This is a genomic window from Streptomyces sp. NPDC107454, from assembly GCF_055582885.1.
In genome coordinates this window covers 196,197-219,047 of sequence record NZ_JBVJPA010000013.1, presented here as the reverse complement: position 1 = coordinate 219,047, position 22,851 = coordinate 196,197, and the positions used below count along the sequence as shown (strand labels likewise).

The 22,851-nt window shown below is 72.7% G+C and carries 20 protein-coding genes and 1 pseudogene; 10 read left to right on the top strand and 11 right to left on the bottom strand.

Features of this window, described 5'->3' with window-relative positions; all coding sequences use genetic code 11:
- Positions 1-3: 3 nt before the first annotated feature.
- Together ACZ69M_RS32015 and ACZ69M_RS32010 are read left to right on the top strand one after the other, a co-directional pair.
- A pseudogene (locus tag ACZ69M_RS32015) lies at positions 4-1,144 on the top strand (CapA family protein).
- 95 nt (positions 1,145-1,239) lie between these two features.
- A complete protein-coding gene (locus tag ACZ69M_RS32010) occupies positions 1,240-2,598 on the top strand; it encodes a phosphoribosyltransferase family protein (protein ID WP_470055295.1) in 1,359 nt (452 codons plus the stop codon).
- 10 nt (positions 2,599-2,608) lie between these two features.
- On the opposite strand, the gene ACZ69M_RS32005 is transcribed toward ACZ69M_RS32010, so the two are convergent.
- From ACZ69M_RS32005 to ACZ69M_RS31990, 4 genes are all read right to left on the bottom strand, one after another.
- The gene (locus tag ACZ69M_RS32005) at positions 2,609-3,196 is read right to left on the bottom strand and encodes a hypothetical protein (protein WP_352044081.1); all 588 of its coding nucleotides are present in this window, start codon (positions 3,194-3,196) and stop codon (positions 2,609-2,611) included.
- Positions 3,193-4,641 (bottom strand): PTS transporter subunit EIIC, encoded by a 1,449-nt coding sequence (locus ACZ69M_RS32000; RefSeq protein ID WP_470055293.1) that lies wholly within the window; start codon positions 4,639-4,641, stop codon positions 3,193-3,195. The genes ACZ69M_RS32005 and ACZ69M_RS32000 overlap by 4 nt, the downstream gene beginning before the upstream one ends.
- Positions 4,642-4,657: 16 nt before the next feature.
- Positions 4,658-5,605: an N-acetylmuramic acid 6-phosphate etherase gene (gene murQ, locus ACZ69M_RS31995; RefSeq protein WP_470055291.1), complete on the bottom strand. Its 948-nt coding sequence runs from the start codon at positions 5,603-5,605 to the stop codon at positions 4,658-4,660.
- Between the two features lie 131 nt (positions 5,606-5,736).
- On the bottom strand, positions 5,737-6,660 hold the full coding sequence (locus ACZ69M_RS31990) for a MurR/RpiR family transcriptional regulator (RefSeq protein ID WP_352044084.1): 924 nt from the start codon (positions 6,658-6,660) through the stop codon (positions 5,737-5,739).
- A 55-nt stretch (positions 6,661-6,715) separates the two neighbouring features.
- On the opposite strand from ACZ69M_RS31990, the gene ACZ69M_RS31985 reads away from it, so the two are divergent.
- Positions 6,716-7,111 carry a hypothetical protein gene (locus tag ACZ69M_RS31985; protein WP_067371819.1) on the top strand — a complete coding sequence of 132 codons (396 nt, stop codon included), beginning with the start codon at positions 6,716-6,718 and terminating at the stop codon, positions 7,109-7,111.
- A complete protein-coding gene (locus ACZ69M_RS31980; protein ID WP_470055288.1) occupies positions 7,108-7,374 on the top strand; it encodes a DUF4031 domain-containing protein in 267 nt (88 codons plus the stop codon). Before ACZ69M_RS31985 ends, ACZ69M_RS31980 begins: the two co-directional genes overlap by 4 nt.
- Before the next feature lie 40 nt (positions 7,375-7,414).
- Here the strand turns inward: ACZ69M_RS31980 and ACZ69M_RS31975 are convergent, their stop codons facing one another.
- From ACZ69M_RS31975 to ACZ69M_RS31965, 3 genes are read right to left on the bottom strand one after another with little or no spacing between them, the layout of a single operon-like run.
- Positions 7,415-8,518: a GNAT family N-acetyltransferase gene (locus tag ACZ69M_RS31975; RefSeq protein WP_470055286.1), complete on the bottom strand. Its 1,104-nt coding sequence runs from the start codon at positions 8,516-8,518 to the stop codon at positions 7,415-7,417.
- Between the two features lie 20 nt (positions 8,519-8,538).
- Entirely contained in the window at positions 8,539-9,768 is a 1,230-nt protein-coding gene (locus tag ACZ69M_RS31970; RefSeq protein WP_470055563.1) for a Cmx/CmrA family chloramphenicol efflux MFS transporter, read from the bottom strand.
- A gap of 29 nt (positions 9,769-9,797) precedes the next feature.
- On the bottom strand, positions 9,798-10,481 hold the full coding sequence (locus tag ACZ69M_RS31965; RefSeq protein WP_470055284.1) for an HD domain-containing protein: 684 nt from the start codon (positions 10,479-10,481) through the stop codon (positions 9,798-9,800).
- Between the two features lie 672 nt (positions 10,482-11,153).
- Here ACZ69M_RS31965 and ACZ69M_RS31960 point away from each other — a divergent pair.
- Positions 11,154-11,858: a copper homeostasis protein CutC gene (locus ACZ69M_RS31960; protein ID WP_470055283.1), complete on the top strand. Its 705-nt coding sequence runs from the start codon at positions 11,154-11,156 to the stop codon at positions 11,856-11,858.
- 22 nt (positions 11,859-11,880) lie between these two features.
- Here the strand turns inward: ACZ69M_RS31960 and ACZ69M_RS31955 are convergent, their stop codons facing one another.
- Positions 11,881-13,923 (bottom strand): HelD family protein, encoded by a 2,043-nt coding sequence (locus ACZ69M_RS31955; protein WP_470055281.1) that lies wholly within the window; start codon positions 13,921-13,923, stop codon positions 11,881-11,883.
- A 352-nt stretch (positions 13,924-14,275) separates the two neighbouring features.
- Between ACZ69M_RS31955 and ACZ69M_RS31950 the strand changes: the two genes are divergently transcribed.
- Positions 14,276-14,470 carry a hypothetical protein gene (locus tag ACZ69M_RS31950; protein WP_403689426.1) on the top strand — a complete coding sequence of 65 codons (195 nt, stop codon included), beginning with the start codon at positions 14,276-14,278 and terminating at the stop codon, positions 14,468-14,470.
- A gap of 234 nt (positions 14,471-14,704) precedes the next feature.
- A complete protein-coding gene (locus tag ACZ69M_RS31945; protein WP_470055278.1) occupies positions 14,705-15,736 on the top strand; it encodes a glycosyltransferase 87 family protein in 1,032 nt (343 codons plus the stop codon).
- Here the strand turns inward: ACZ69M_RS31945 and ACZ69M_RS31940 are convergent.
- Positions 15,694-17,337 (bottom strand): DNA repair helicase XPB, encoded by a 1,644-nt coding sequence (locus ACZ69M_RS31940; RefSeq protein WP_351308044.1) that lies wholly within the window; start codon positions 17,335-17,337, stop codon positions 15,694-15,696. The two genes, ACZ69M_RS31945 and ACZ69M_RS31940, sit on opposite strands and share 43 nt — an antisense overlap.
- 75 nt (positions 17,338-17,412) lie before the next feature.
- Positions 17,413-20,013: a helicase-associated domain-containing protein gene (locus tag ACZ69M_RS31935; protein WP_470055276.1), complete on the bottom strand. Its 2,601-nt coding sequence runs from the start codon at positions 20,011-20,013 to the stop codon at positions 17,413-17,415.
- Between the two features lie 200 nt (positions 20,014-20,213).
- On the opposite strand from ACZ69M_RS31935, the gene ACZ69M_RS31930 reads away from it, so the two are divergent.
- On the top strand, positions 20,214-21,275 hold the full coding sequence (locus tag ACZ69M_RS31930) for a hypothetical protein (RefSeq protein WP_470055274.1): 1,062 nt from the start codon (positions 20,214-20,216) through the stop codon (positions 21,273-21,275).
- 55 nt (positions 21,276-21,330) lie between these two features.
- Positions 21,331-22,002: an HAD family hydrolase gene (locus ACZ69M_RS31925; protein ID WP_470055272.1), complete on the top strand. Its 672-nt coding sequence runs from the start codon at positions 21,331-21,333 to the stop codon at positions 22,000-22,002.
- On the opposite strand, the gene ACZ69M_RS31920 is transcribed toward ACZ69M_RS31925, so the two are convergent.
- The gene (locus tag ACZ69M_RS31920) at positions 21,978-22,244 is read right to left on the bottom strand and encodes a hypothetical protein (RefSeq protein WP_470055270.1); all 267 of its coding nucleotides are present in this window, start codon (positions 22,242-22,244) and stop codon (positions 21,978-21,980) included. The two genes, ACZ69M_RS31925 and ACZ69M_RS31920, sit on opposite strands and share 25 nt — an antisense overlap.
- Positions 22,245-22,450: 206 nt before the next feature.
- Between ACZ69M_RS31920 and ACZ69M_RS31915 the strand changes: the two genes are divergently transcribed.
- A complete protein-coding gene (locus ACZ69M_RS31915) occupies positions 22,451-22,834 on the top strand; it encodes a cold-shock protein (RefSeq protein WP_352044096.1) in 384 nt (127 codons plus the stop codon).
- The last annotated feature ends 17 nt before the right edge of the window (positions 22,835-22,851 follow it).

The window sequence follows — 22,851 nt, the reverse complement described above, 5'->3', positions numbered from 1 at the left end:
GGCATGGGCGGTGGCCTCGTCACGCTGTTCCTGGCCGGTGATGTGATGCTCGGCCGGGGAGTCGACCAGATCCTCCCGCACCCCGGCGATCCGAAGCTGCGCGAGTCGTACGTCAAGGACGCCCGCGCCTATGTGGAGCTGGCCGAGGCGGCGAACGGCGTGATTCCCCGCCCGGCCGGCTTCACCTGGCCCTGGGGCGACGCGCTGGACGTGCTCGCCGCGGTGGCCCCCGACGCCCGGATCCTCAACCTGGAGACCGCCGTCACGCGCAACGACGAGGCCGCGCCCGGCAAAGAGATCCACTACCGGATGCACCCGGCCAACCTGCCCGCCCTCGCCGCCGCCCGTCCGCATGCCTGCGCTTTGGCCAACAACCATGTGCTGGACTACGGCCGCGGCGGGCTGGAGGAGACCCTCGGCGCCCTGGCGGACGCGGGTCTTCGCGCGCCGGGAGCGGGACGGGACGCCGACGAGGCCCGGCGTCCCGCCATCGTCCCCGTCACAGGAGGCCGGCGCGTCCTGGTCTTCTCCGTGGGAGTGGCCTCCAGCGGCATACCCCGCGGCTGGGCCGCCACGGCACAGCGCAGCGGGGTCGACTTCGTCGCCGAGCCGTCGGACGCCGCCGCGGCCGGGATCGCGACCCGGCTGCGTTCGGCCAAACGGCCGGGCGACATCGTGGTCGTCTCGGTCCACTGGGGCTCCAACTGGGGCTACCTCGTCCCCCGTGACCAGGTCCGCTTTCGGCCATGCGCTCGTCGACGGCGGCGCGGACGTCGTGCACGGGCACTCCTCGCACCATCCGCGGCCGCTGGAGTCGTACCGGGGAAAGCTCATCACCCACGGCTGCGGCGACCTGATCAACGACTACGAGGGCATCGGCGGCTACGAGGAGTACCGGGACGATCTCCGGTTGCTGTACTTCGTCACCGTGGACCCGGACGACGGCAGGTACCACGACGTGCGCGTCGTCCCGATGCGGTCCCGGCGGATGCGGCTGGAGCGCGCGACGGCCGAGGACTCGCGGTGGGTGCGGGACGTGCTGAGCCGGATCAGCCGGACCTACGGCTCACGGGTCGCACTCGACCCGGACGGCACCCTCACCGTCCGGCCGGCCCTGGGAGCCGTGCGTGGCAGCGCCCCATAATGGACTTGTCCGCCCGGAACGGACTTGTCCGCCCGGCAGTGCGGACCGGACTTCACTCGGGACCCGAGGAGCTCACCTCACCCCGGGAGGCGACCATGTACTTCGCTGATCGAACCGACGCGGGCCGGCAGCTCGCCGCCCGGCTGCACCACCTCAAGGGCCAGGACCTCGTCGTCGTGGGACTTCCCCGCGGCGGCGTCCCGGTCGCCGCGCAGATCGCCGAGGCCCTCGGCGCCCCGCTCGACGTCTGCCTCGTGCGCAAGCTGGGGGTGCCCTTCCAGCCGGAGCTGGCCATGGGCGCCATCGGCGAGGAGGACGTCCGCGTCATCAACGAAGAGGTGCTGCGGGGGACGGGTGTGACGGACCGTGCCCTGGCGGCGGTGGAGGAACACGAGCGCGGCGTCCTGCAGCAGCGGGCCCGCCGCTACCGGGGCGAGCGGCAGCCGGCCAGGTACGAGGGACGGACGGTCCTGGTGGTGGACGACGGGCTGGCGACCGGCTCCACGGCACTCGCGGCCTGCCGGATCGCGCGCGCCCGCGGCGCGTCCCGGATCGTGCTGGCGGTTCCCGTGGCCCCGCACGACTGGTCGGCCCGCCTCGGAGGCGCGGCGGACGAAGGCGTCTGTCTGCACACACCCCGGCTGTTCTACGCGATCGGCCAGTTCTACACGGACTTCGGGCAGACGAGCGACGAGGAGGTCATCGCCTGCCTGGAGCACAACCGCGCGGCGCACGCCACGTCCGACGCACCGCCGGCCGCGGGCAGCGCCTCCCCGGAGCACGCTCCCCCGCCCGCTGACGAGGAGGTCCGGATAGCGGCCACGGGCGCCGCGCTCGACGGGCGGCTGACTGTCCCCCGCGGCGCCCCCGGGATCGTCCTCTTCGCCCACGGCAGCGGCAGCGGCAGGAAGAGCCCGCGCAACCGCTTCGTCGCCACCGGGCTGAACCGCGCCGGTCTCGGCACCCTTCTGTTCGATCTGCTCACCGAGGCCGAGGCGGTGAACCGGGACAACGTGTTCGACACGGAGCTGCTCGCCCGCCGCCTGATCCAGGCGACCGCATGGCTGCGTGAGCAGCCCGGCGTCCAGGGCATGGAGTTCGGTTACTTCGGTGCCAGCACAGGCGCCGCCGCCGCGCTGTGGGCCGCGGCGGAGCCCGCGGCGGACGTCGCGGCAGTCGTCTCCCGCGGGGGCAGGCCGGATCTGGCCGACGCCAGGCTGCCGGAGGTGAAGGCTCCGACGCTGCTCGTCGTCGGGGGCCGCGACCACGTCGTACTGGACCTCAACCGGCAGGCGGCGGCGCGCCTGAGCTGTGAGCATCAGCTGGCCGTCGTCCCCGGTGCCACCCATCTCTTCGAAGAACCCGGCACCCTGGAATCGGTCACCGAGCTGGCCACGGACTGGTTCAGTGGACACCTCGCCTCCGCCGTCCCGAGCGCGGGAGCCCGCAGGTGACGCGGATCGGCTACAGGTTGCCCATCGGCTCGATGTCCACCTTCACCGGTGTGCCCCAGATGCGCAGCACCTCGTAGTCCGTGAACTCGTGGACCAGGCGGTAGGCCATGCCGGGGCGCGGGGTGCGGCGCTCCGCGGCGAGATACCGCTCCGCCTCGACGCGGTCGCGGCGCGGGGTGCCGCACAGCTGCCACGCCTGCCCTGTCCACACCTCCGGCAGCCAGCGCTGCTGGGGCTGGGGGCGGTCGGCCCGCACGCCGTACCGCGACATCGTGCGCTCGGGTGCGTCGTCGGCGCCGCCGGGGCGGCCCTGCGGGAAGGCGTCGTTGACCTCGGTGCGGCGGGCGGTGCGCCGCCGTGTCTCGCAGAGCAGACAGAGGTCGACGGCGCCCTCGTCCACCGGGCCACTGGGGTGCTCGGCGCAGCGCGTCGTGGGCACCGCCGTCGTCACCGTCTCCTCCAGCAGGTCCAGCGCCCGCTTCAGGTCGGCCTTCACCTCGTGCAGCTTCGCGTCGGGCGTGTCGGCGTTCAGCGCGTCGCCGTGCTCGCCGAGCACGCGCAGGGCGCGGCCGAGGGCGGTCAGCTGTGCGTGGTTCACGGTGGTGGATTCCCTCCCGGGTCGGTGTCCTGCCCCTCCTTCGAAGAATCGCACACGCCACTGACAGTGCCCCCGAGGCCGAAGAAGTACGTCGCCGCGAACCCCACCACATACCCGGTGAGCAGCCCGCCCGCGTAGATCGCCGCCGTCAGGGCCAGTCCGCCCGTGCCCTTGAGCAGGGGGAACAGGGCCCAGCCCGAGGGGCCGATCGCCGTGGAGCCGATCTTGTCGCCGAGCATCGAGAAGAAGCCGACGAACGCGCCGCCCGCCGCCCCGCCCGCGCAGGCGGTGACGAAGGGGCGGCCGAGGGGGAGCGAGACGCCGTAGATCAGGGGTTCGCCGACGCCCAGGAGGCCCGCGGGCAGCGCCGACCTGATCGTCGTACGGAGGGACTGGTCGTGGTGGAGGCGGACGTAGACCGCGAGTGCCGCGCCGACCTGCCCGGCGCCCGCCATCGCCAGGACGGGCAGCAGGACCGTGTAGCCCTGCTGCTGGATGAGGGTGGTGTGCAGCGGGATGAGGGCCTGGTGCAGGCCCAGCATCACCAGGGGGAGGAACAGGCCGCCCAGGACCAGGCCCGCGAAGACGCCCGTGTGGTCGAGGAGCCAGTTCGCACCCGTCCCGATGGCCGTCGACAGCTCGCCGGCCGTGTACATGAGGACGTAGAGGGTCACCAGGCCGGTGAGCAGGACCGTGAGGGTGGGGGTGACGAGGACGTCGAGGGCTTCGGGGACCCAGCGGCGGCACCACTTCTCCACGTACGTTCCCAGGAGCGCGGCGGCCAGTGCGCCCAGTACCCCGCCCTGGCCCGGCGCCAGGGTCATGCCGAAGGCCGTCACCTTCGCGACCCCCGCGTACACGACGATCGCCGCCACCGCCCCGCCCAGGACCGGGGTGCCGCCGAACTCCTTCGCCGTGTTGTGGCCGACGAACACCGCGATCAGGGCCATGAAGCCGGAGGCGATCGCGGCGAGGGCGGGGGTGAGGGAGGGGAGCCACCCCAGATTGACCAGCAGGCCGCCCAGGCCCGCGACGACTCCGCAGCCGATCAGGGCGGGGATCAGGGGGACGAAGATGTTCGCGATCCGGCCGAGGAGGAGTTTGAAGGGGGTCGCGTTGCGCTGCTGCCGGGCCGCCTTCCACTCGGCGCCGCGTGCGGCCAGCGCGTCGGCCGTGCCGGCGACGAGCGCCTCGAACTCGGGGGTCACCCGCGCGACCGTGCCCGGCCCCAGGACGATCTGGTGGCCGGCGTCGTCCGCGACCACGCCCAGGACGGCGGGCAGGGACCTGAGAGCGTCCTCGCGTACGAGCGTCCGGTCCCGCAGGCCCAGGCGCAGGCGGGTCATGCAGTGGGCGACGGAGGTGACGTTCGCGGCGCCGCCGACCAGGGGGAGGATCGCGGCGGCCGTGGCGGCATGGGGGGTGAGGTCGTTCGCTGTGCGCACTCCACGAGGGTGCTGGTCAGCCCGTCGATGCGGCGAGCGCCGCGCGCAGATGGCCGTCGCTCTCCTCCAGAAGGCGGGCCGCCGTGGACCCGTCCACGCCGCCGAGGATGGTGAGGATGGCGTTCTTCACCTCGCCGTCGGTGGCCGCGAGGGCCTGTTCGATCTCCTCGTCCGAGGCGCCGGTCGCGAGGGCGACGATACGGCGGGAGCGGGCCCGCAGCTTCTCGTTCGAGGCGCGGACGTCGACCATCAGGTTCCCGTACGTCTTGCCGAGACGGATCATCGTGATCGTCGAGAGCATGTTCAGGACGAGTTTCTGCGCCGTGCCCGCCTTGAGGCGGGTCGAGCCGGTCAGCAGCTCGGGCCCGACGACGATCTCGATGCCGTGCTCGGCCGCGGCGGCCAGCGCGCTGTGCGCGTTGCAGGACAGGCCGATCGTCAACGCGCCGTGCGCGCGGGCGTGTTCGACCGCGCCGACGGCGTACGGGGTGCGGCCGGAGGCGGAGACGCCGACCACCGTGTCGTCGGGGGTCAGGGAGAGCCCCTTCAGGTCCGCCTCGGCCAGCTCCTTGGAGTCCTCGGCGCCCTCGACCGAGGTGACCATGGCGCTCGGGCCGCCCGCGATCAGGCCCACGACCTCGGACGGGTCGGTGTTGAAGGTGGGCGGACACTCGGAGGCGTCCAGCACGCCGAGGCGGCCGGCGGTGCCCGCGCCCGCGTAGATCAGCCGGCCGCCGCGGGACATGCGCTCGGCCACGGCGTCGATCGCGGCGGCGATACGGGGCAGCTGGGTCGCGACGGCCGTCGGCACGGTCGCGTCCTCGGCGTTCATGATCTTCGCGATCTCCAGCGTCGGCAGCCGGTCGATCTGGGACAGCTCGGGACGGAACGCCTCAGTGGTCAACGTCTCCAACTCGGCCCGCAGGGAGTGGTAGTTGGAGGAGGCGTCGGCGGTGGAGGTCATGACGAACGGCTCTTTTCAGCGCGGGGTGGTGAAGGCGCGCGCCCTGAGGGGCGCGGGGAACTGCGCGACCAGCCACAACGGGCCCGCAGCGTAACGACGGCATCCAGTTTTTCCAGGCTCCCGGCGGAGCACTAGCGCATACGGCCGCGCGGGCTATGTCGGTGCGCCAGCGCCTCGTACGACGCGGACAGCGCGGGCGCCGCCGTCTCGTACGTCCGCTGGGCGACTCCCACGAACAGGCAGTCCACCACCAGCAACTGGCTGGTGCGCGACGACATCGCCGCGGGACGCAACTCGCTCTCGCGGGCCGTGGACGTGGTGAGTATGTGATCCGCGTACTGCGTGACGGGCCCGTCCGGGCGGCCGGTGATCGCGACCGTCGTCGCCCCGCGTTCGAAGGCGACCCGCAGCGGCTCGATGACGTCGCCCGTCGAGCCGGAGTGGGTGATCGCGATCGCCACGTCCTTGGCCCGCAGCTGCACCGCGTTGGTGACGGCGAGGTGCGGATCGCTGTGCGGGTGGGCTATGAGTCCGATGCGCAGCAGCTTCTGGGCCAGGTCCTGGGCGACGAGGCCGGACGCGCCGACGCCGTAGATGTCGATCCGGCGGGCGGCGGCGAGCGCCGTGACGGCCGCGCCCAGCTGGACCGTGTCGAGCCCCGCCGCGGTGTCGGCGAGGGTCTGCTGCTCGTCGTACGCGAGTTTCGCGACGACGTCCGCGATGGGGTCGTCGACCGCGATGTCCGCGGTGACGGCGGGCGCGCGGCCCGACTGCTGCTGGGCGGCGAGGCCGGCGAGCGCGAGGCGCAGGTCGCGGTAGCCGGGGTAGCCCAGCAGGCGGGCGGTGCGCACGACCGTGGCCTCGCTGGTGCCGGTGAGCTCGGCGAGGCCGGTGACCGTGAGGGCCGCGCAGCCGGCCGGGTCGCCGGCGACGGCCTCGGCGACCCGTTGCATGGAGCGGGTCATCGACGGGGCGAGCGTCCGCACCTTGGCCGCGAGGGCGGCGGGAGCGGGCGGAGCCTCACCGGCGAAAATTTCCTTCACGTCTGGGGTCACTTGTGAAAGATATTTTCTGCTGGGGTATGCGGTCAAGGGTGCGCACAATGGGTGCATGGATCCCACCAGCCATCCCGTCAGCCCCTTGGAGCAGGCGTTGCACGCGGCCCGCGCCCTCGTTCTCGCCGATCTCGTCGCGGGTGAGGTCGCCGAGGCGGATGTCGTCTCGCTCGTCGAGGACTCGGTGGTGCAGCGCCGCTGGTGGGTCGAACAATGGCCGGAGGGCGTCGGTTATGTGGCCGGGCTCGTCGCCCAGGACGTACAGGACGCGTTGCTGGAGCGGTACGGGCGGTGGCCGCTGTGTCCGGTCTGCGGCTCGGGCGACCCGCACGCCCTCGACGTCGAGCCGGAGCTCGGGCCCGACCCGCACTGGGTCTGCCACAAGGCGGGCGTGAAGGTCGCGTCCGTGGGATGCCTGGGGTCGGCGACCGGCGAGATGCCGTCCTCGTGACCGTCTACATCGACCCGCCCATCTGGCCGGGCCACGGTCGGCTCTGGTCCCACCTGGTCAGCGACGTCTCGTACGACGAACTGCACCTGTTCGCCGCGGACTTGGGCATACCTCCGCGCGCCTTCGAGCGCGATCACTACGACCTGCCCTCCCACCGGTACGCGGACGCCGTGCGCGCCGGGGCGGTGGAGGTCAGCAGCCGCGAGGTGGTGCGGCTGCTGTACGGGGCGGGGCTGCGCCGGCGCAAGTACGTCGGTCGGTAGTCGGTAGGAGGACCGCCCGGCCCCTCCCGGTGGGCGGAGGTCAGTCCGTACGGGCGTACACCCGCAGCGAGGGATCCTGCGCGCGCAGCTCGTACGCGTACTCCTCCTCGTCCTCGCTCACCCGGGTGAAGCCGGCGCGCGCGATGACCCGCTGGGAGGGCGCGTTGGTCCGCTCTATGGCCGCGAAGAGGATGTCGAGCTCGTCGTGGGCGAGGGCCCAGGCGGCCAGGGCGCGCAGGGCCTCGGTCGCGTAGCCGTGGCCGCGGGCGTTCTCGGCGAGGTCGTAGCCGACTTCCGCGCGGCCGTCCTCGTCGGGGGCGCCGTGGAAACCCATCGCGCCGACCGCCCGGCCGTCCTCGCTCCGTACGAGCACGAACATGCCCCACTCCGGGCGGTGCACCCCGCTCTCGTACGCCTTCAGGACCATTCCGGCGGCGTCCCGCGTGCCGTCGAAGGGGCCGCCCTCGATCCACTCGAAGCCGCCGGTGCCACCCGCGCGCAGATCGGCGGCGGCCGCCGGGGTGACTCCTTGGAGCGTGAGCCGTCCGGCCTCGATCACCAGGTTGTTGCTCCAGCGCCACTCGGTGAGCGGGGCGCGGCCCGGCAGCTCGCCGCGTCCGGTGGCCCACAGGAGCGTGGGCCACGGCTCGGACCCCGGCCTGACGTGCGGAAAGATCCGGGAGAGTACGTCCGCGCAGAGCTCGGCCGGCGGCTCGTAGGCGACCCCGAGACCCTGCGCGATGTCATGCGTGTGCAGCAGCACCTCGGTGACACCCATCGCGGCGAAGCCCTCGCGGTTCGCGCTGCGGAACGGATACGGGTGGAAGGCACGCACCTCGCGCGGCGTGGTGCGCACGACGGCGGCGAGCAGGGCGCCGGTCGTCTCGATCACGTCGACGACGCCCGCGTTGTCGGTGCCGTCGTCCAGGGTGATCTCGAAGGGCACGTACGCCGTGGTGGCCCGCCCCGCCAACTGGCCCGCGTACGCGAGGAGATCGTCGGCGATGTGCTCGGCGGTCTTCCGGCAGCTCCACTCGAGACGGCCCGCCCCGACGCCGTCCCAGTCCCGCCCGGCCACCGCCCGCAACAGCGCGACGGCGCCCGCGACGGCTTCCTCCACCTGGTCCCCACCCATGGATCGCATGCGGCTGAGGATAGGCGCGGTCAGACGTCGTTACGTACTGGATTGTTGGTCCTGTCCGCGTTTTCGGCCTTCTTGTTCATGGACACCACCACGCGGGAGGCCCGGGTACGGCGCTGGAGGCGCAGCGAGACCGCGGCCACCCCCAGGCCCGTCACCGTCATGGCCGCGCCCGCCCAGGCCGTCGCCGCGTAGCCGAGACCCGCGTCGATGACCGTGCCGCCGACCCAGGGGCCGCCGGTGTTGCCGAGGTTGAAGGCGGCCGTGGTGGTGGCTCCGGCCAGGGTGGGGGCGGCCCCGGCGAGGTTGAAGAGCCGGGCGTTGAGCGCCGGGGCGGTGAAGAAGCAGGTGACGCCGAGGAGGAAGGAAAGAGCCACGGCAGCGATCGCGTACTGCCCGAGGAGCGCGAGCGCCACGAGGACGGTGGTCGAGGCCGCGGTGCCGGAGAGGAGCACCCCGAAGAGGTGCGCGTCGGCGACCCGCCCGCCGATCGTCGTACCGATCAGCGCCCCGACCCCGAAGAGCGCGAGCACGCTCGGCACCCAGCCGTCGTCGAGCCCTGCGACATCCGTGAGCAGCGGGGAGAGATAGCTGAACGTGCAGAAGACCCCGCCCGCGGCGAGCATCACGAGAGCGACGGTGAGCCAGACCTGCGCGTCACCGTATATGGAGACTTCCCGCCTGAGCTGCGGCTTCTTGTCGGGGAGCGGGATGCGGGGGATGAGGGTGACGACCCCGACCAGAGCGATCGCGGAGGCCGCGCCGACGGCCCAGAACGCGGACCTCCAGCCGAGATGCTCGCCGAGGAAGGCACCGGCCGGAACCCCGAGCACGTTCGCGATCGACAGACCGCCGATCATCACCGCGAGCGCGCGGGCCCGGGAGGTCACCGGGACCATCGCGATCGCCACCGCCGCGCCCACCGCCCAGAAGCCCGCACAGGCGAGGGCGCTGACGATCCTGGAGGCGAAGAGCACGGCGTACGTCGGCGCCAGCGCGCCGGCGATCTGGCCGAGCCCGAAGACGGCGATGAGCGAGACGAGGGTGGTACGGCGGGGGAGGCGGAGGGTGGCCACGGCGAGCAGCGGCGCGCCGACGACCATGCCTATGGCGAACGCAGATATGAGCAGACCCGCCTGCGGAATCGTGACACCCATGTCGTCGGCGATGGGCGGCAGGAGCCCCGAGAGCATGAACTCGCTGGTCCCGAGGGCGAAGACGGAGAGGGCGAGGATGTAGACGGCGAGGGGCATACGGGGGCCGGGCGGCGGACCTGGACGGCTCACTTGGCGGCCTTCCGGGACGGGTTCGGTGAGTCCGGGGCGGTTTCGGTGAGGTGGGCGAGCTCGCGCCGGATGTTCTCCCGGGCCCGCTCCTCCCACTCCCGTGTTCCGTACGGCGTCCTGAACAGCCTCGGCAGGTCGAGGAGTTGACGCAGCACGGCCGCCCGGCCCGCCCGGAACGCCTCGTCCGGGACGAAGGCGTACTCCTCGCGGACGGCGGCGGTGTAGGCGGCGTAGGCGTCCGGGGCCGAGGCGAGGATCGCGAGGTCGGCGTCGCAGAGGACCTGGCCGTTGCGGTCGTCGTCGGCCGGGGCGTGGGTGACGGTGAGCCGGACCAGACGCCCGACCTCGGCCGACTTCTCCTCCCCTACCCCGGCCTCGGGGAGGGCGCGTTCGGCGAGGCGGGCGGAGCGTTCCTCGTTCTCGGAGCGGTCGGGGAGGTAGACGGCGTCGTGGAACCAGGCGGCGAGGCGGACGAGGGCGGGGTCGTCCGCGTACTCCTCCAGTACGTCGATGTGGTCGAGGACCGCGGTGAGGTGCGCGACGGCGTGATAGCGGCGCTGTGGCTCCCCCCAGCGGGCGAGGAGGTTGTCCGCGTACGGGGCAGGGTCGGGGCCGCCGGGTGAGCGGGCCCCGTCGAGGGCATGGGACCAGCGGGTGCGCAGCGCGTCGAGGTCGGGCATACACCGATTCTCCCGCTTGGGCGGACCTGTCCGGCGGACGGGCTGAGTGATGCGGGCCGGGGTGGGTGGTGTGTCCCCCCCGAGGACAGGTGGTTCCTCGAACGCCGGACGGGCTGAGGCTTTCAGGGCCGCGGGGAACTGCGCGACAAGCCCCCACCATCCCGCAGGCGAAGCACTACACGCGGACGGGGAATTCGGGGCGGAGCCCCGTCTTGGGGGCGCGGGGAACTGCGTGATCGGCCCTGGCTGTCCCGCGGGCGACCGTATTCGGGTGGACGGGTTTTCGGGGCGAAGCCCCGTTTCGGGGCCGCGGGGAACTGCGCGACAAGCCCCCACCGTCCCGCAGGCGAAGCACTACACGCGGACGGGGAATTCGGGGCGGAGCCCCGTCTTGGGGGCGCGGGGAACTGCGCGACAAGCCCCCACCGTCCCGCAGGCGAAGCTCTACGCGCGGACGGGGAATTCGGGGCGGAGCCCCGTCTTGGGGGCGCGGGGAACTGCGCGATCGGCCCCCGCCGTCCCGCGGGCGAACGCCTGCGGGTGGACGGGGATTCGGGGCGGAGCCCCGATGGTGTGCCTCGGGAAACGGCGAGGCCTTCTCGCGGTGGTCGCCAGGCGCGGCGTACCCTGAGATTGGACTAGACCTGTAGCCGCCCCAGAGGAAGAGGCCCCATGAGCGAGCGCAAGCGTGCAGTTCTGGAGGTGATCGCTCTCGGCGTGGAGGACGCGGTCGCCGCCCAGGCCGGAGGCGCCGACCGGCTGGAGCTGGTCACCGACATGGCCGCCGACGGGCTCACCCCGCCGGTGGAGACCTTCGCCGGGATCCGCGCCGCCGTCGACATCTCGCTGCGCGTGATGCTGAGGCGTGCGGACGGCTTCGCGGCGGGCGGCGCGAGGGACGTCGACGCGCTCGTACGGGTCGCGGGGGAGATGCGGGCCGCCGGAGCGGACGAGTTCGTGCTCGGCTTCCTCGACGAGCACGGCGGTCCCGACCTGCCCGTCGTGGAGCGGATCGTCGCCGAACTGGACGGCTGCCCCTGGACGTTCCACCGCGCGATCGACCGCGCCGCCGACCGGGACTCCCTGCGCAAGCAGCTCGTGGACCTGCCGGGCCTGGACGCGTACCTCACGGCGGGTTCCCCGGACGGCGTGGACGACGGTTTCCCGACCCTCCTCGCCGAGGCCGCCCGCCGCACCGAACCCGGTTACGAGCCCCGGATCATGGTGGGCGGCGGGCTGCGTCTCGATCATGTTCCCCGGCTGAGGGCCGCGGGGATCGACGCCTTCCACATCGGTGGGGCGGCCCGTCCCGGCGGATGGAACGGACCGGTGACGGTGGCGGCCGTACGCGAGTGGCGGCAGGCCCTGGACGCGTAGCGGACGATACGGACCAAACGCCCTAGCCCAGTTGCTCCGGCAAGGGGGCCGCGTGGGTGACGGTCAGGCCCGAGACCGCTCGGGTCAGGGCCACGTACAGGCGGCGCAGTCCGGTCCGCTCGTCCGGCTCGCCGTCGACCACGGCCCGCGGCTCGTCCAGGACCACGTAGTCGTACTCCAGGCCCTTGGCGAGGGAGGCGGGGACGAGGGTGAGGCGGGTCTGCGCCGTCGTCTCCTCGCCGGGGCCCAGGTACGTGAGGCCCGCCGCCGTCAGCGCCTCGGTGAGCGCCGGGATCCGGGCGTCGGCGGCGATGAGACCGACCGAACCCTCGTTGCGCAGCAACTCCTCGCAGGCGTCCACGACCTGTTCGTCGGCGGTCGTCGGCCGCACCTCGAAGAAGCCCGGGTTCTCGCGGACCGACGCCACCGGGGTCAGGCCCGGCGCGATGTGCGGCAGCAGCCGGGAGGCGTAGGTGATGACGTCGGTGGGGACGCGGAAACCGGCGGTCAGCTCCTCGATCACCGCTTCCCCCTTGCCGAGGTGTGTGAGGGCCTCGTCCCAACTCCTTGTCGCCCAGGGGGTCGTGCCCTGTGCGAGGTCACCGAGCACGGTCGCCGAACCCGTCGTGCAGCGCCGCCCCACCGCCCGGTACTGCATCGGCGACAGATCCTGCGCCTCGTCGAGCACGACATGACCGAGGGAGTGGGTGCGCTGGACGAGATCGGTGGCCTCGTCGATCAGCACGGCGTCGGCGGGCGACCACCTGGCCGACTTCACCGACCGCACCGGCTTCGACCAGAGGATCTCCTTCTGTTCGTCCTCGTCGAGGATTCCGTCCGCGTGGACGGCCAGGAAGTCGGCGTCGGTGAGCAGGCGAAGGACCAGCTTGGCGGGGTCGACCGGCGGCCAGATCGCCTTGACGGCCGCCTTCACCGCGGTGTTGCGGGCCACGGCGTCCTGCACCCGGTCGTCCGGTGCCTCGCCCGAGCGCTCCATCTGGACCAGCACGGCGTGCGCGATCCGCTGCGGAAGGGCGTCGCGGGCGGCGCCGTACCGGATGTCGCGGTCCAGCAACTCCCCGACGATCGTCTCGAGTTCGTACGCCGGGACACGCCAGCGCCGCGAGCCGCGCACGACCACGACGCCCTCGGTCGGGAGCGTCACGTGCGAGCGGACGGCCCGGCGCAGCACCTCGGCCATCCGGGCGTCGCCCTTGACGACGGCGGCGGTCGCGTCGTCCGTCCCGCGTACCTCCACATGCGCGACGAGGTCGTCGACCGTCGCCTGCCTGACCTCGAGCTCGCCCAGCGCGGGCAGCACCTGCTCGATGTAGTGCAGGAAGGACTTGTTCGGCCCGATGACCAGGGTGCCGGTGCGGGCCAGCCGCTCCCGGTGGGCGTAGAGGAGGTAGGCGACGCGGTGCAGGCCGACGGCCGTCTTCCCGGTGCCGGGGCCGCCCTGCACGCAGACGGAGCCCGCGAGACCCGACCGTACGATCTCGTCCTGTTCCGGCTGGATGGTCGCCACGATGTCCCGCATCGGGCCGACGCGCGGGCGCTCGATCTCCTGCTGGAGCAGCTTGCTGGTCGCCGCGGTCTCGGAGGGGTCGGACAGGTGCTCGTCCTCGTACGCCGTGAGGTCGCCGCCGGTGTACCCGAAGCGGCGGCGCAGTCCGACGTCCATCGGGTCCTTCTTCGAGGCCCGGTAGAACGGCTGCGACACCGGCGCGCGCCAGTCGATGACCATCGGGTCGCCCTCGGCGTCGTGCACATGCCGGCGCCCGATGTAGAAACGCTCACCCTCCGCGCCCTCCGCCTTGTCGGCGCCTGGTGCGTGCAGATAGTCGAGCCGGCCGAAGAACAGCGGGGTGTGGCTGAGGTCGGCGAGGGCCTTGATCCGCTCGTCGATCTGGCGCTGGAGGACCGCGGCGTTCACCCAGTTCGCGGTGACGTCTGCGATGTCGAGGTTCTCCACGTCCTCGCGCATCGCGCGCAGTGCCGCGCGGGACGAGCCGAGGTGGGCGCGCTCGCGGGAGAGGGGGTCCTGGGCGGGTGGGGTGGACAACGTGGTGCCTCCGGAAGACCTGCTGCGTGTGAGTGGGTACGGCGGTCGAGCCGTTGGATGCTGTCCGGTTTCCGGCCGGGCGGCGGCACTCCGTCGAGGGAGGCGGGCAAGAGCGGAGATTCTAGGTCAGGGGAGGAGGTCCGGGCCAACTCTTTTTCGCGGATCGCTCGCGGCATCGTTCGCGGAAGCGTTCGCGGCGTCCTGCGCGGCATCAGGGATGCGACCCCCATATCCCTAGGGGTCGCCGTCCGTCGTGAGGCGTACACGCAGAGGCCTGGAGGCGTACGAGGGGCCGCCGAGGTTCGGTCCATAGGCCGACGCCATATGGGGTCGCGCATTCCATCATGGATACATGAGCGCAGCAACCTTCACCCCAGGCCCTTCCCAGCGCGGTCCCGCCGCTCATGGCGCGACCGCCTTCTCCGCCGCCCACCACCGCCACCGTGTCGGCGACGCCCTGCACGCCGTCAAGGTCTTCGTGGGCGCGGCGTTCGGCGTGGTGCTCCTCGGGGAGTACGAGGAGGAGGCGGGCGTACGACGCCGGTGAGCCGTCCGCCGGGGTGAACCGTCCCGGCACTAGGGTCACTCCGTGCTTCAGCGGAACGTGACCGATCGCTCACTCGACGAAGTTCTCCCGTTCTCCGGCCCTCGTCCTTCCGACCCTCGTCTCCCCGTCTCCCGTTTCTCCGCCTCCCGCCTCCCCGCGTCTCTTCTTCCCTTCCTCCTGCTTGCCACTTCCCTCGCCGCGTTCGCCGCGCTGTGTCTTCTCCGGCGCACCCCGATGGCCGACGCGCTCGTCTACCGGGCCGAGGGTGCGGCCGTCGTCCACGGCACGGATCTCTACGGGTTCAGCGTCACCGAGTGGCAGCTGCCCGCCACGTACCCGCCCTTCGCGGCGATGCTCTTCGTCCCGCTGGCCTGGCTCCCGCTGCCCGTCCTCAAGGCCGCCTTCGTCGCCGGGAACGTGGCCCTGCTGGCCGTGCTGGTCCGGCTCTCCTGCCGTCTCGCGGGCCTGCCGACGCGGCTGCCCGCGCTCTGCGCCGCCACCGCGCTCGCCCTGTGGCTCGAACCCGTCTTCCAGAGCGTGCTCTTCGGCCAGATCAACCTCGCCGTCGCCTGCCTGATCCTCTGGGACCTGACACGGCCGCCCGGCGCGCCCGGTAAGGGCATCGCCCTCGGCATCGCGGCCGGGGTGAAACTGACCCCCGCCGTCTTCGTTGCGTATCTGCTGCTCAGGGGCCGGCGACGGGAAGCGGCCACCGCTCTGGCGGCCTTCGCCGGGACCGTACTCCTGGGAGCGCTCGCCCTTCCCGGCGCGAGCGTGGACTTCTGGACCCGGCGGCTCTACGAGACCGGCCGCGTCGGCAAGGTGTGGATCGTCGACAACCAGTCGCTCCAGGGGCTGATCGCCCGGGCGCTGGGGGACCCGGCACCGGGTCCGCTGTGGGCCGTACCCGCGCTGGCCGTCGCGTCGGCGGGACTGTGGCTGGCCCGCCGCGCGCGCACCGACCGCGAGGGCGTCCTCCTCACCGCCCTCACGGCCCTGCTGATCTCACCCATCAGCTGGTCGCACCACTGGGTGTGGTGCGTCCCGCTGATCGCCGTGCTGTACGCCGAACACGGCCCGCGCCCGGCCGCCGTCACCGCCGCGGTCTTCACGGCCCGCACCCTCTGGCTGGTCCCCCACCAGGGCGATCTGGACCTTCGGCTGCCCTGGTGGCAGCAGCCGTTCGCCTCGCCGTACCCCCTGCTGGGGCTGGTACTGCTGGTTCAGTTGTCGGCCAGGAGCTCGTCGGCGTCGACGATCCGGTAGGCGTACCCCTGCTCCGCCAGGAACCGCTGCCGATGGGCGGCGAAGTCCTGGTCGATGGTGTCGCGGGCGACGACGGAGTAGAAGTGCGCCTGGTGGCCGTCGGCCTTCGGGCGCAGTACGCGGCCGAGGCGCTGGGCCTCCTCCTGGCGCGAGCCGAAGGTGCCCGACACCTGGATGGCGACGGTCGCCTCCGGCAGGTCGATGGAGAAGTTGGCGACCTTCGACACGACGAGCACGCTGATCTCGCCCTCCCGGAAGGCGTCGAACAGCTTCTCCCGCTGCGCGTTGCTGGTCTCGCCCTTGATGACGGGCGCGTTCAAGTGCTCGCCCAGCTCGTCGAGTTGGTCGATGTACTGGCCGATCACGAGGATCTGCTGCCCCGCGAACTTCCGTACCAGCGCCTCGGTCACCTTCCGCTTGGTCGCGGTCGTCGCGCAGAAGCGGTACTTCTCCTCGGTCTCGGCGGTGGCGTACGCGAGCCGCTCGGAGTCGGTGAGATTGACGCGGACCTCGACACAGTCGGCGGGCGCGATGTACCCCTGCGCCTCGATCTCCTTCCAGGGCGCGTCGAACCGCTTGGGCCCGATGAGCGAGAAGACGTCCGACTCGCGCCCGTCCTCGCGGACCAGGGTCGCGGTCAGGCCCAGCCGCCGTCGCGCCTGGAGATCGGCCGTGAACTTGAAGACGGGCGCGGGCAGCAGGTGCACCTCGTCGTAGACGATGAGTCCCCAGTCCCGGGAGTCGAACAGCTCCAGGTGGGGATAGACGCCCTTCCGCTTGGTCGTCAGCACCTGGTAGGTGGCGATGGTGACCGGGCGGATCTCCTTCCGCGTCCCGCTGTACTCGCCGATCTCGTCCTCGGTCAGCGAGGTCCGCTTCACCAGCTCGTGCTTCCACTGCCGGGCGGAGACGGTGTTGGTGACGAGGATGAGCGTGGTGGCCTTGGCCTGCGCCATGGACCCGGCGCCGACGAGCGTTTTCCCGGCTCCACAGGGCAGGACGACCACGCCCGACCCGCCGTGCCAGAAGTTCTCCACGGCCTGCTTCTGGTACGGCCGCAGCGCCCAGCCGTCCTCCGCCAGCTCGATCGGGTGCGCCTCCCCGTCGACGTAACCGGCGAGGTCCTCGGCCGGCCAGCCCAGCTTCAGCAGCGTCTGCTTGATCTGCCCGCGCTCGGAGGGGTGCACGGCCACGGTGTCCGGGTCGATCCGGTTGCCGACGAGCGGGATGATCCGCTTCGACCGCAGGATCTCCTCCAGGACGGGCCGGTCGGTGGTGGTCAGCACCAGCCCGTGGGCCGGGTGCTTGCTGAGGGTGAGACGGCCGTAACGGTCCATCGTCTCGGCGATGTCGACGAGCAGCGCGTGCGGCACGGGGTAGCGGCTGAACTCGACGAGCGCGTCGACGACCTGCTCGGCGTCGTGGCCCGCGGCGCGCGCGTTCCACAGGCCGAGCGGCGTCACCCGGTAGGTGTGGATGTGCTCGGGCGCGCGCTCCAGCTCGGCGAACGGCGCGATGGCCCGACGGCAGGCGTCGGCCTGCTCGTGGTCGACTTCCAGGAGCAGGGTCTTGTCGCTCTGGACGATGAGGGGTCCGTTCACACCCGTCCCTTTCTGCGTGCCGTCACCCCGCGCGGATGACCGGCCAAACGTCCAGTGTGCCTCAAGGGGCGGTGATCACGGCTGGTCGTCGGCGAGCTCGGCGACCCCCGTCACGCGGTGCAACGGATAGGTGCGGACCTCGTCCGCGGTGTGGTCGTACGCCGTCACGAAGCCGCCCTCCACCCGGATCGGGGCGATCACGCGCTGGCTGGCGGCGCCCTCGGCGTTCACATACCCGATCCACACCGCCTCACCGGTCATGACGGCGGCCTGCATGGTGGCGAGGGTCTCGGCGGAGCTGGTGCGCGGCAGCTCGCCGGTGCCCGGCGCCGGTGCCTGCGTGTCCTTGCGCGGGGTCGTGGAGGCCAGGTCACCGGCGCGGATGGCGCGGATCGCGGCACCGAGGAGGGTGGCGTCGGGTACCGGCGGACCGTCCGGGACCGGCACGGGGGCGGAGCGCGGCGGGGTGCGATGGGCGTGCGCGCGGGTGATCAGCACATCGCCCTCGGCGGACTCCGCGGCGGGCGCGAAGCCCATCGAGCGCAGGCCCTCCAGCAGGGCCGCCGGGTCGGCCTGGGCGGCGAGCACGGTGGGTGCGAGGCGGCGCAGCCGCAGTCCCTGCGAGCGCTTGTCGGCGAGGATCTCGCTCAGCAGCGCGTCGTCGTCGCAGCGGACGTACGCCGAGGCCGCTCCGATCCGCAGATGGCCGTGCCGGCGCGCCACGTCGTCGATCAGATAGGCGAGCGGCTGCGGGACGGGTGTGCGGGAGTGGGCCGCGAGGAACGCGTGCAGGTCCGAGGCCGACCGGCCCGCGTCCAGAGCGCGCCGTACCGACCCCGGGGTGAAGCGGTAGACCGTCGCCCCGCCCTTCGACTCGACGTCCGCGAGCACGCCGAGCGTGTCGGCGAGGGGCCGCTCCAGCGGGCCGGGGGCGACGGCGGTCAGGTCCGCCTGGAGGAGGACGTGGTCCAGGGGCTCGGGCAGCAGCGGGGCGAGGAGCCGGGCGGCGTGGGCGACGGCTGCGGCCTGCTCGGCGGGGGAGCGCGGGGTTTCGGAGAGGGGGGTCTCGACGGCGGGGCGGTGGTGCTTGTGGGCGGGGAGCTTGTCGCCGGGACCGGACGGGGCGCGCGTCCCGGTCTCCCGCACGCTCCCCGACGGCAGCCCCAGCAGCGCCCGGCCCTGCGCCGAGAGGGCGCCCCGGCCGGTGACTCCCAGCAGCTCCGACTCGGAGAGCGTCCACCGGGCGAGCCGGGCCCGCAGATCCTCGGCCGTGCTCCGGTCCCCGCGCAGCGGACGCTCCCACTGGAGGTGGGCGAGGACCGAGTCCGGGGTGGCGGCGGTGCCCTCGGGCAGGGTGGCGAGGAGGGCGAGGACGCGGTGGCGGACCTCGGGGGCCGCCGAGCGGTCGAGGCCGGGCCCCAGCGCCGACAACGTACGGTCCTTCGTGTCCCGCCCGCCGATCAGGCCCGCCGTACGGGTCGCGGCCAGCCACGCCGAGGCGAGCGTGGCCCACCGTTCGGCGGCGGGCCTCTCCAGCCACTCGTCATAGGCGGGGGTGGCCGCGTACCGCTCGTCGGCCTCCCCGTCCGAGGCCAGCAGTCCCGCCGCGTAGGCGAGCTCGACCCAGAACGCGGCCACCGGCTCCGCGACGTCCAGCGCCACCGCCGTCCGCTTCAGGTCCCGCACGCTGAGCCCACCGGCGCGCAGGACGGCGGGCCCGCCCTCGTGCCAGTCCTTGAGCAGCTCCTCGACGGTGGCGAGCGCCGTGTACGCCTGGCCCGCCGCCGCGCTGTCCACAGCCTGTGGACGGTGCGTCCGCGCGGCCTCGACCGCCGGGGCCACCGGTTCCGTCGCCCGGTGCGCGCGGCCCGCCCGCAGATGCAGGGCGACCTCCCTGGGCAGTACGACCGTGCCGGGCGCCGTCGGCAGCAGCAGCCCGCGGTCGATCAGCCAGCGCAGATGGCGTGCGGGGTCGGCGGTCACCTGGCCGTAGGGCGGCCCCCACACCAGCCGGGACAGCACCTCCACCGCCTCGGCCGGGGCGGTGTCGAGGAGCGTCGACATCCGGGCCCTGTCGGTGAACAGCGCGGTGAGCGAGGTGACGGCGGAGACGGCGTCGTGGGTGGTCGGCAGTCCGGCCTCGGCCACGATCTCCTGGATGCGCCCCGGGGACATCCCGGCCGTGGCTTCGGCGACGGTCGGGCCCAGGCCGGTGGGGGACGGGTGCTGAGGAGACGGTGCGAGCAGCTCGCGCGCCGTCCGGACGAGGCGCAGGCGGTCGTCGGGGCCCCACACCAGGGCCTGCTCGCGGAGCGTCCCCAGAGCGCGCGGGAACGCCGCCGTGACCGCCGGGTCCTTGTCGTCGCCCGCCAGCAGTGCGAGCAGTTCGTCGTGCGCCGCCGGGTCCGACGCGACGGCGAGGGCCTCCGCGGTCTGGAGCGCGAACCGGTCCAGGCGCTCCAGGGCGCGGACCACCGAGGCGCGGGTGCCGGCGCGGGTGGCGAGCTGGGTGAGGTCCGTGGGGACGGGGGTGATGAGGTCGGGGCGGGTGCGGAGGAGGGCCGACAGGGAGGCGTCGTCCCGGGCGCGGAGGGCTTCCGCGAGGGAGCGCGGAGCGGTGCCCTGCGGGGCGGGGTCCGGGGTTCGGTCCGGCGTGGGGTGCTCCTCTGTGCTCATCCGCTCAACGGTAGTGGTTTCTCGCCCCCGCCGCCCCTACCCGTCCCATCCCCGGGGCTGCGCCCCGGACCCCGGGTGTGTTGCCCACCCACCCGTCGGCCGAAGAACCCACCTGGGGGTCTGGGGGCGAAGAACTCGGGGTGTACGCGGTACCGTCGTGGCCGCGGGGTCTACAACGTGCGCGCCCCGGAGGGGACTTCGTGGGGATTGAGAGCGACCAGCTCGTATTCGACTATCTGAGCCGCGTCGGAGACCTGGCCCAGCAGCGCCAGCTGCCCTCGGCCACCCGCATGCGACTCGTGTCGGAGCTGCGCAACGAGATCGACCGACGCCGGGCGAAGGCCCCCGTCGACAGCCCGGCCGCCGTCCGCCGCATCCTCTCCCGCCTCGGCACCCCGGACGACATCGTCGCCGCAGCCCGCGAGGGCGCCTCCGAGGCCGGTACGGACACCTGGGCCGCCGTCCCCACCCAGCGCGCCGGCGAGGACGCCGACCGCCCCAAGGGCCTGCGCCGAGTCGTCCCGAGGCCGCGCCCGGCGGAACCGAAACCCGCGCCCCGCCCCACCGAGGCCGACGACGCCCCCTCCCCGCCCCACCTCGCGAGCACGCACGAACTGGGCGACAGCTCCGCGGATCCGGACTGGTGGCGCAAGGACACCAGCCCGTTCGGGCTGGGGGACAACGTGCCGGGATTCGTCGGCGGCGTGGAGATCCCCGAACTCCTCAAACCGCCACCGCAGCACGAGGACGACGACGAGGACGCGACCGGGGACGAGGACGATCCGGCCAAGTCCGCCAAGTCCTCCAAGTCCTCCGGGTCTTCCAAGCCCTCCAAGTCGGCCAAGGCACCCAAGACCGAGAAGCCCGCCCCCGCCGAAGACCCCGACGTCGCCGCCGCGCCCCGTCGCCGGCTCCCCCGCCCCGGCAACTGGAGCAACCCCCTCCTTCTGCTGGCCGCCGTCCTCCTCGTCGTCGGCGCCGCCCTCGGCAACTGGTTCGCCCTCGGCCTCGGCTGGCTCATCGCCTGGGCCTCCCGCCGGCTGAGCCCCGTCGAGTCGAAGTGGGCCGTGCTCGGCATGCCGGGGCTGGCCGTGACGGCGGGCGTCGTCTGGCTGTGGGGCCGTACGGACGGCCGCTGGGGCGATCCGATCGTCAAGGGGCACATGAACGAGGCGGTCGCGCAGACCTGGCCGTGGGTGGTCAGGGGCGCGGCCGTGGCCTCGGCGCTGTACCTGGTGTGGCGCTCACAGCGACGCCGCTGACCCGCGCGAGCGACCGCCACCGGCCATCACATGGGCACATGGGCGCGTGGGCACAATGGTCCATATGCCTATCGCATCGACGACCCCCCGGACTCCCCACCTGCTGACCGTCGGCTTCGACCTCGACATGACCCTGATCGACTCCCGCCCCGGCATCCACGCCTGCTACCAGGCACTTTCGGAGCGCACGGGGACGTACATCGACTGCGACCTGGCCGTCACGCGGCTCGGACCGCCGCTGGCGGAGGAGTTGATCAACTGGTTCCCGGCGGACCAGGTGCCCGCGATCGCCGACCTCTACCGCGAGATGTACCCCGGGCACGCCATCACGGGCACACTCGCGATGCCCGGCGCCCGCGAGGCCGTCGCGGCGGTCCGCGCGGCGGGCGGGCGCGCGGTCGTCGTCACCGCGAAGTGGGAGCCCAACGCCAAGCTGCATCTGGACCACCTGGGCATCGACGCCGACGCGGTCGTCGGCAACCTGTGGGCCGAGCAGAAGGCGCAGGCGCTGCGGGAGCACGGCGCGAGCGTGTACGTCGGCGACCACACCGGCGACGTCCGCGGCGCGCGCACCGCGGACGCGTACTCCGTCGCGGTCGCCACCGGCCCGTGCGACGCGGCGGAGCTGCGCGCGGCGGGCGCGGATGTCGTGCTGGCCGACCTGACGGAGTTCCCGGCGTGGCTGAGCGACTACCGGGGGGATTACCGGGAGGCCGTACGGGCCTGAATCGCGCGGGCCTGACGGCGTCCCGCGGCGATGGACCGGAACACCCCCGCCGCGGCGATCAGGAAGCCGACGCCCATGAGCATGCTCAAGCCGAACATGTACGTCGGAAAAGGCGTCGTATGGAGGAGTAGCGGGGCCACGGTGACGAGTGTGGCCACGGCTCCGACGAAGAACACGATGGCACCGGCACGGATCAGCCGGTCACCGGGCTCGGTGGAATTCGGTTGGGTTTTGTCACGCACCGGACCAGGGTAGTTCCCAGCGCGAAGGAACAATCCGGCGACGTCTTGTCACCGGCCCCGGGACCATTAGCCTTGGTACCGGCGGGTCCGACGACCCGCTGTAGTGCTATCCGGGGCAGTTTCCGACCGTTGCCCGTGCAACGGCCCGAGTGTGCGCCCGTGCAGTTTCAGAGCAGTTCCCGACGAGTACGAGGACGAGGACAGACGTGCCTACCGGCAAGGTCAAGTGGTTCAACAGCGAGAAGGGCTTCGGCTTTCTCTCCCGCGACGACGGCGGCGACGTCTTCGTTCATTCCTCGGTCCTGCCCGCCGGAGTAGATGTGCTCAAGCCCGGCCAGCGCGTGGAGTTCGGCGTCGTCGCCGGACAGCGCGGTGACCAGGCGCTTTCGGTGACCATCCTGGACCCGACCCCCTCCGTCGCGGCCGCCCAGCGCCGTAAGCCGGACGAACTGGCCTCCATCGTGCAGGATCTGACGACCCTTCTCGAGAACATCACGCCGATGCTGGAGAAGGGCCGCTACCCCGAGAAGACCTCCGGCAAGAAGATCGCGGGCCTTCTGCGAGCGGTCGCCGACCAACTCGACGTATAGCCCGCGGGCGGGCGGCG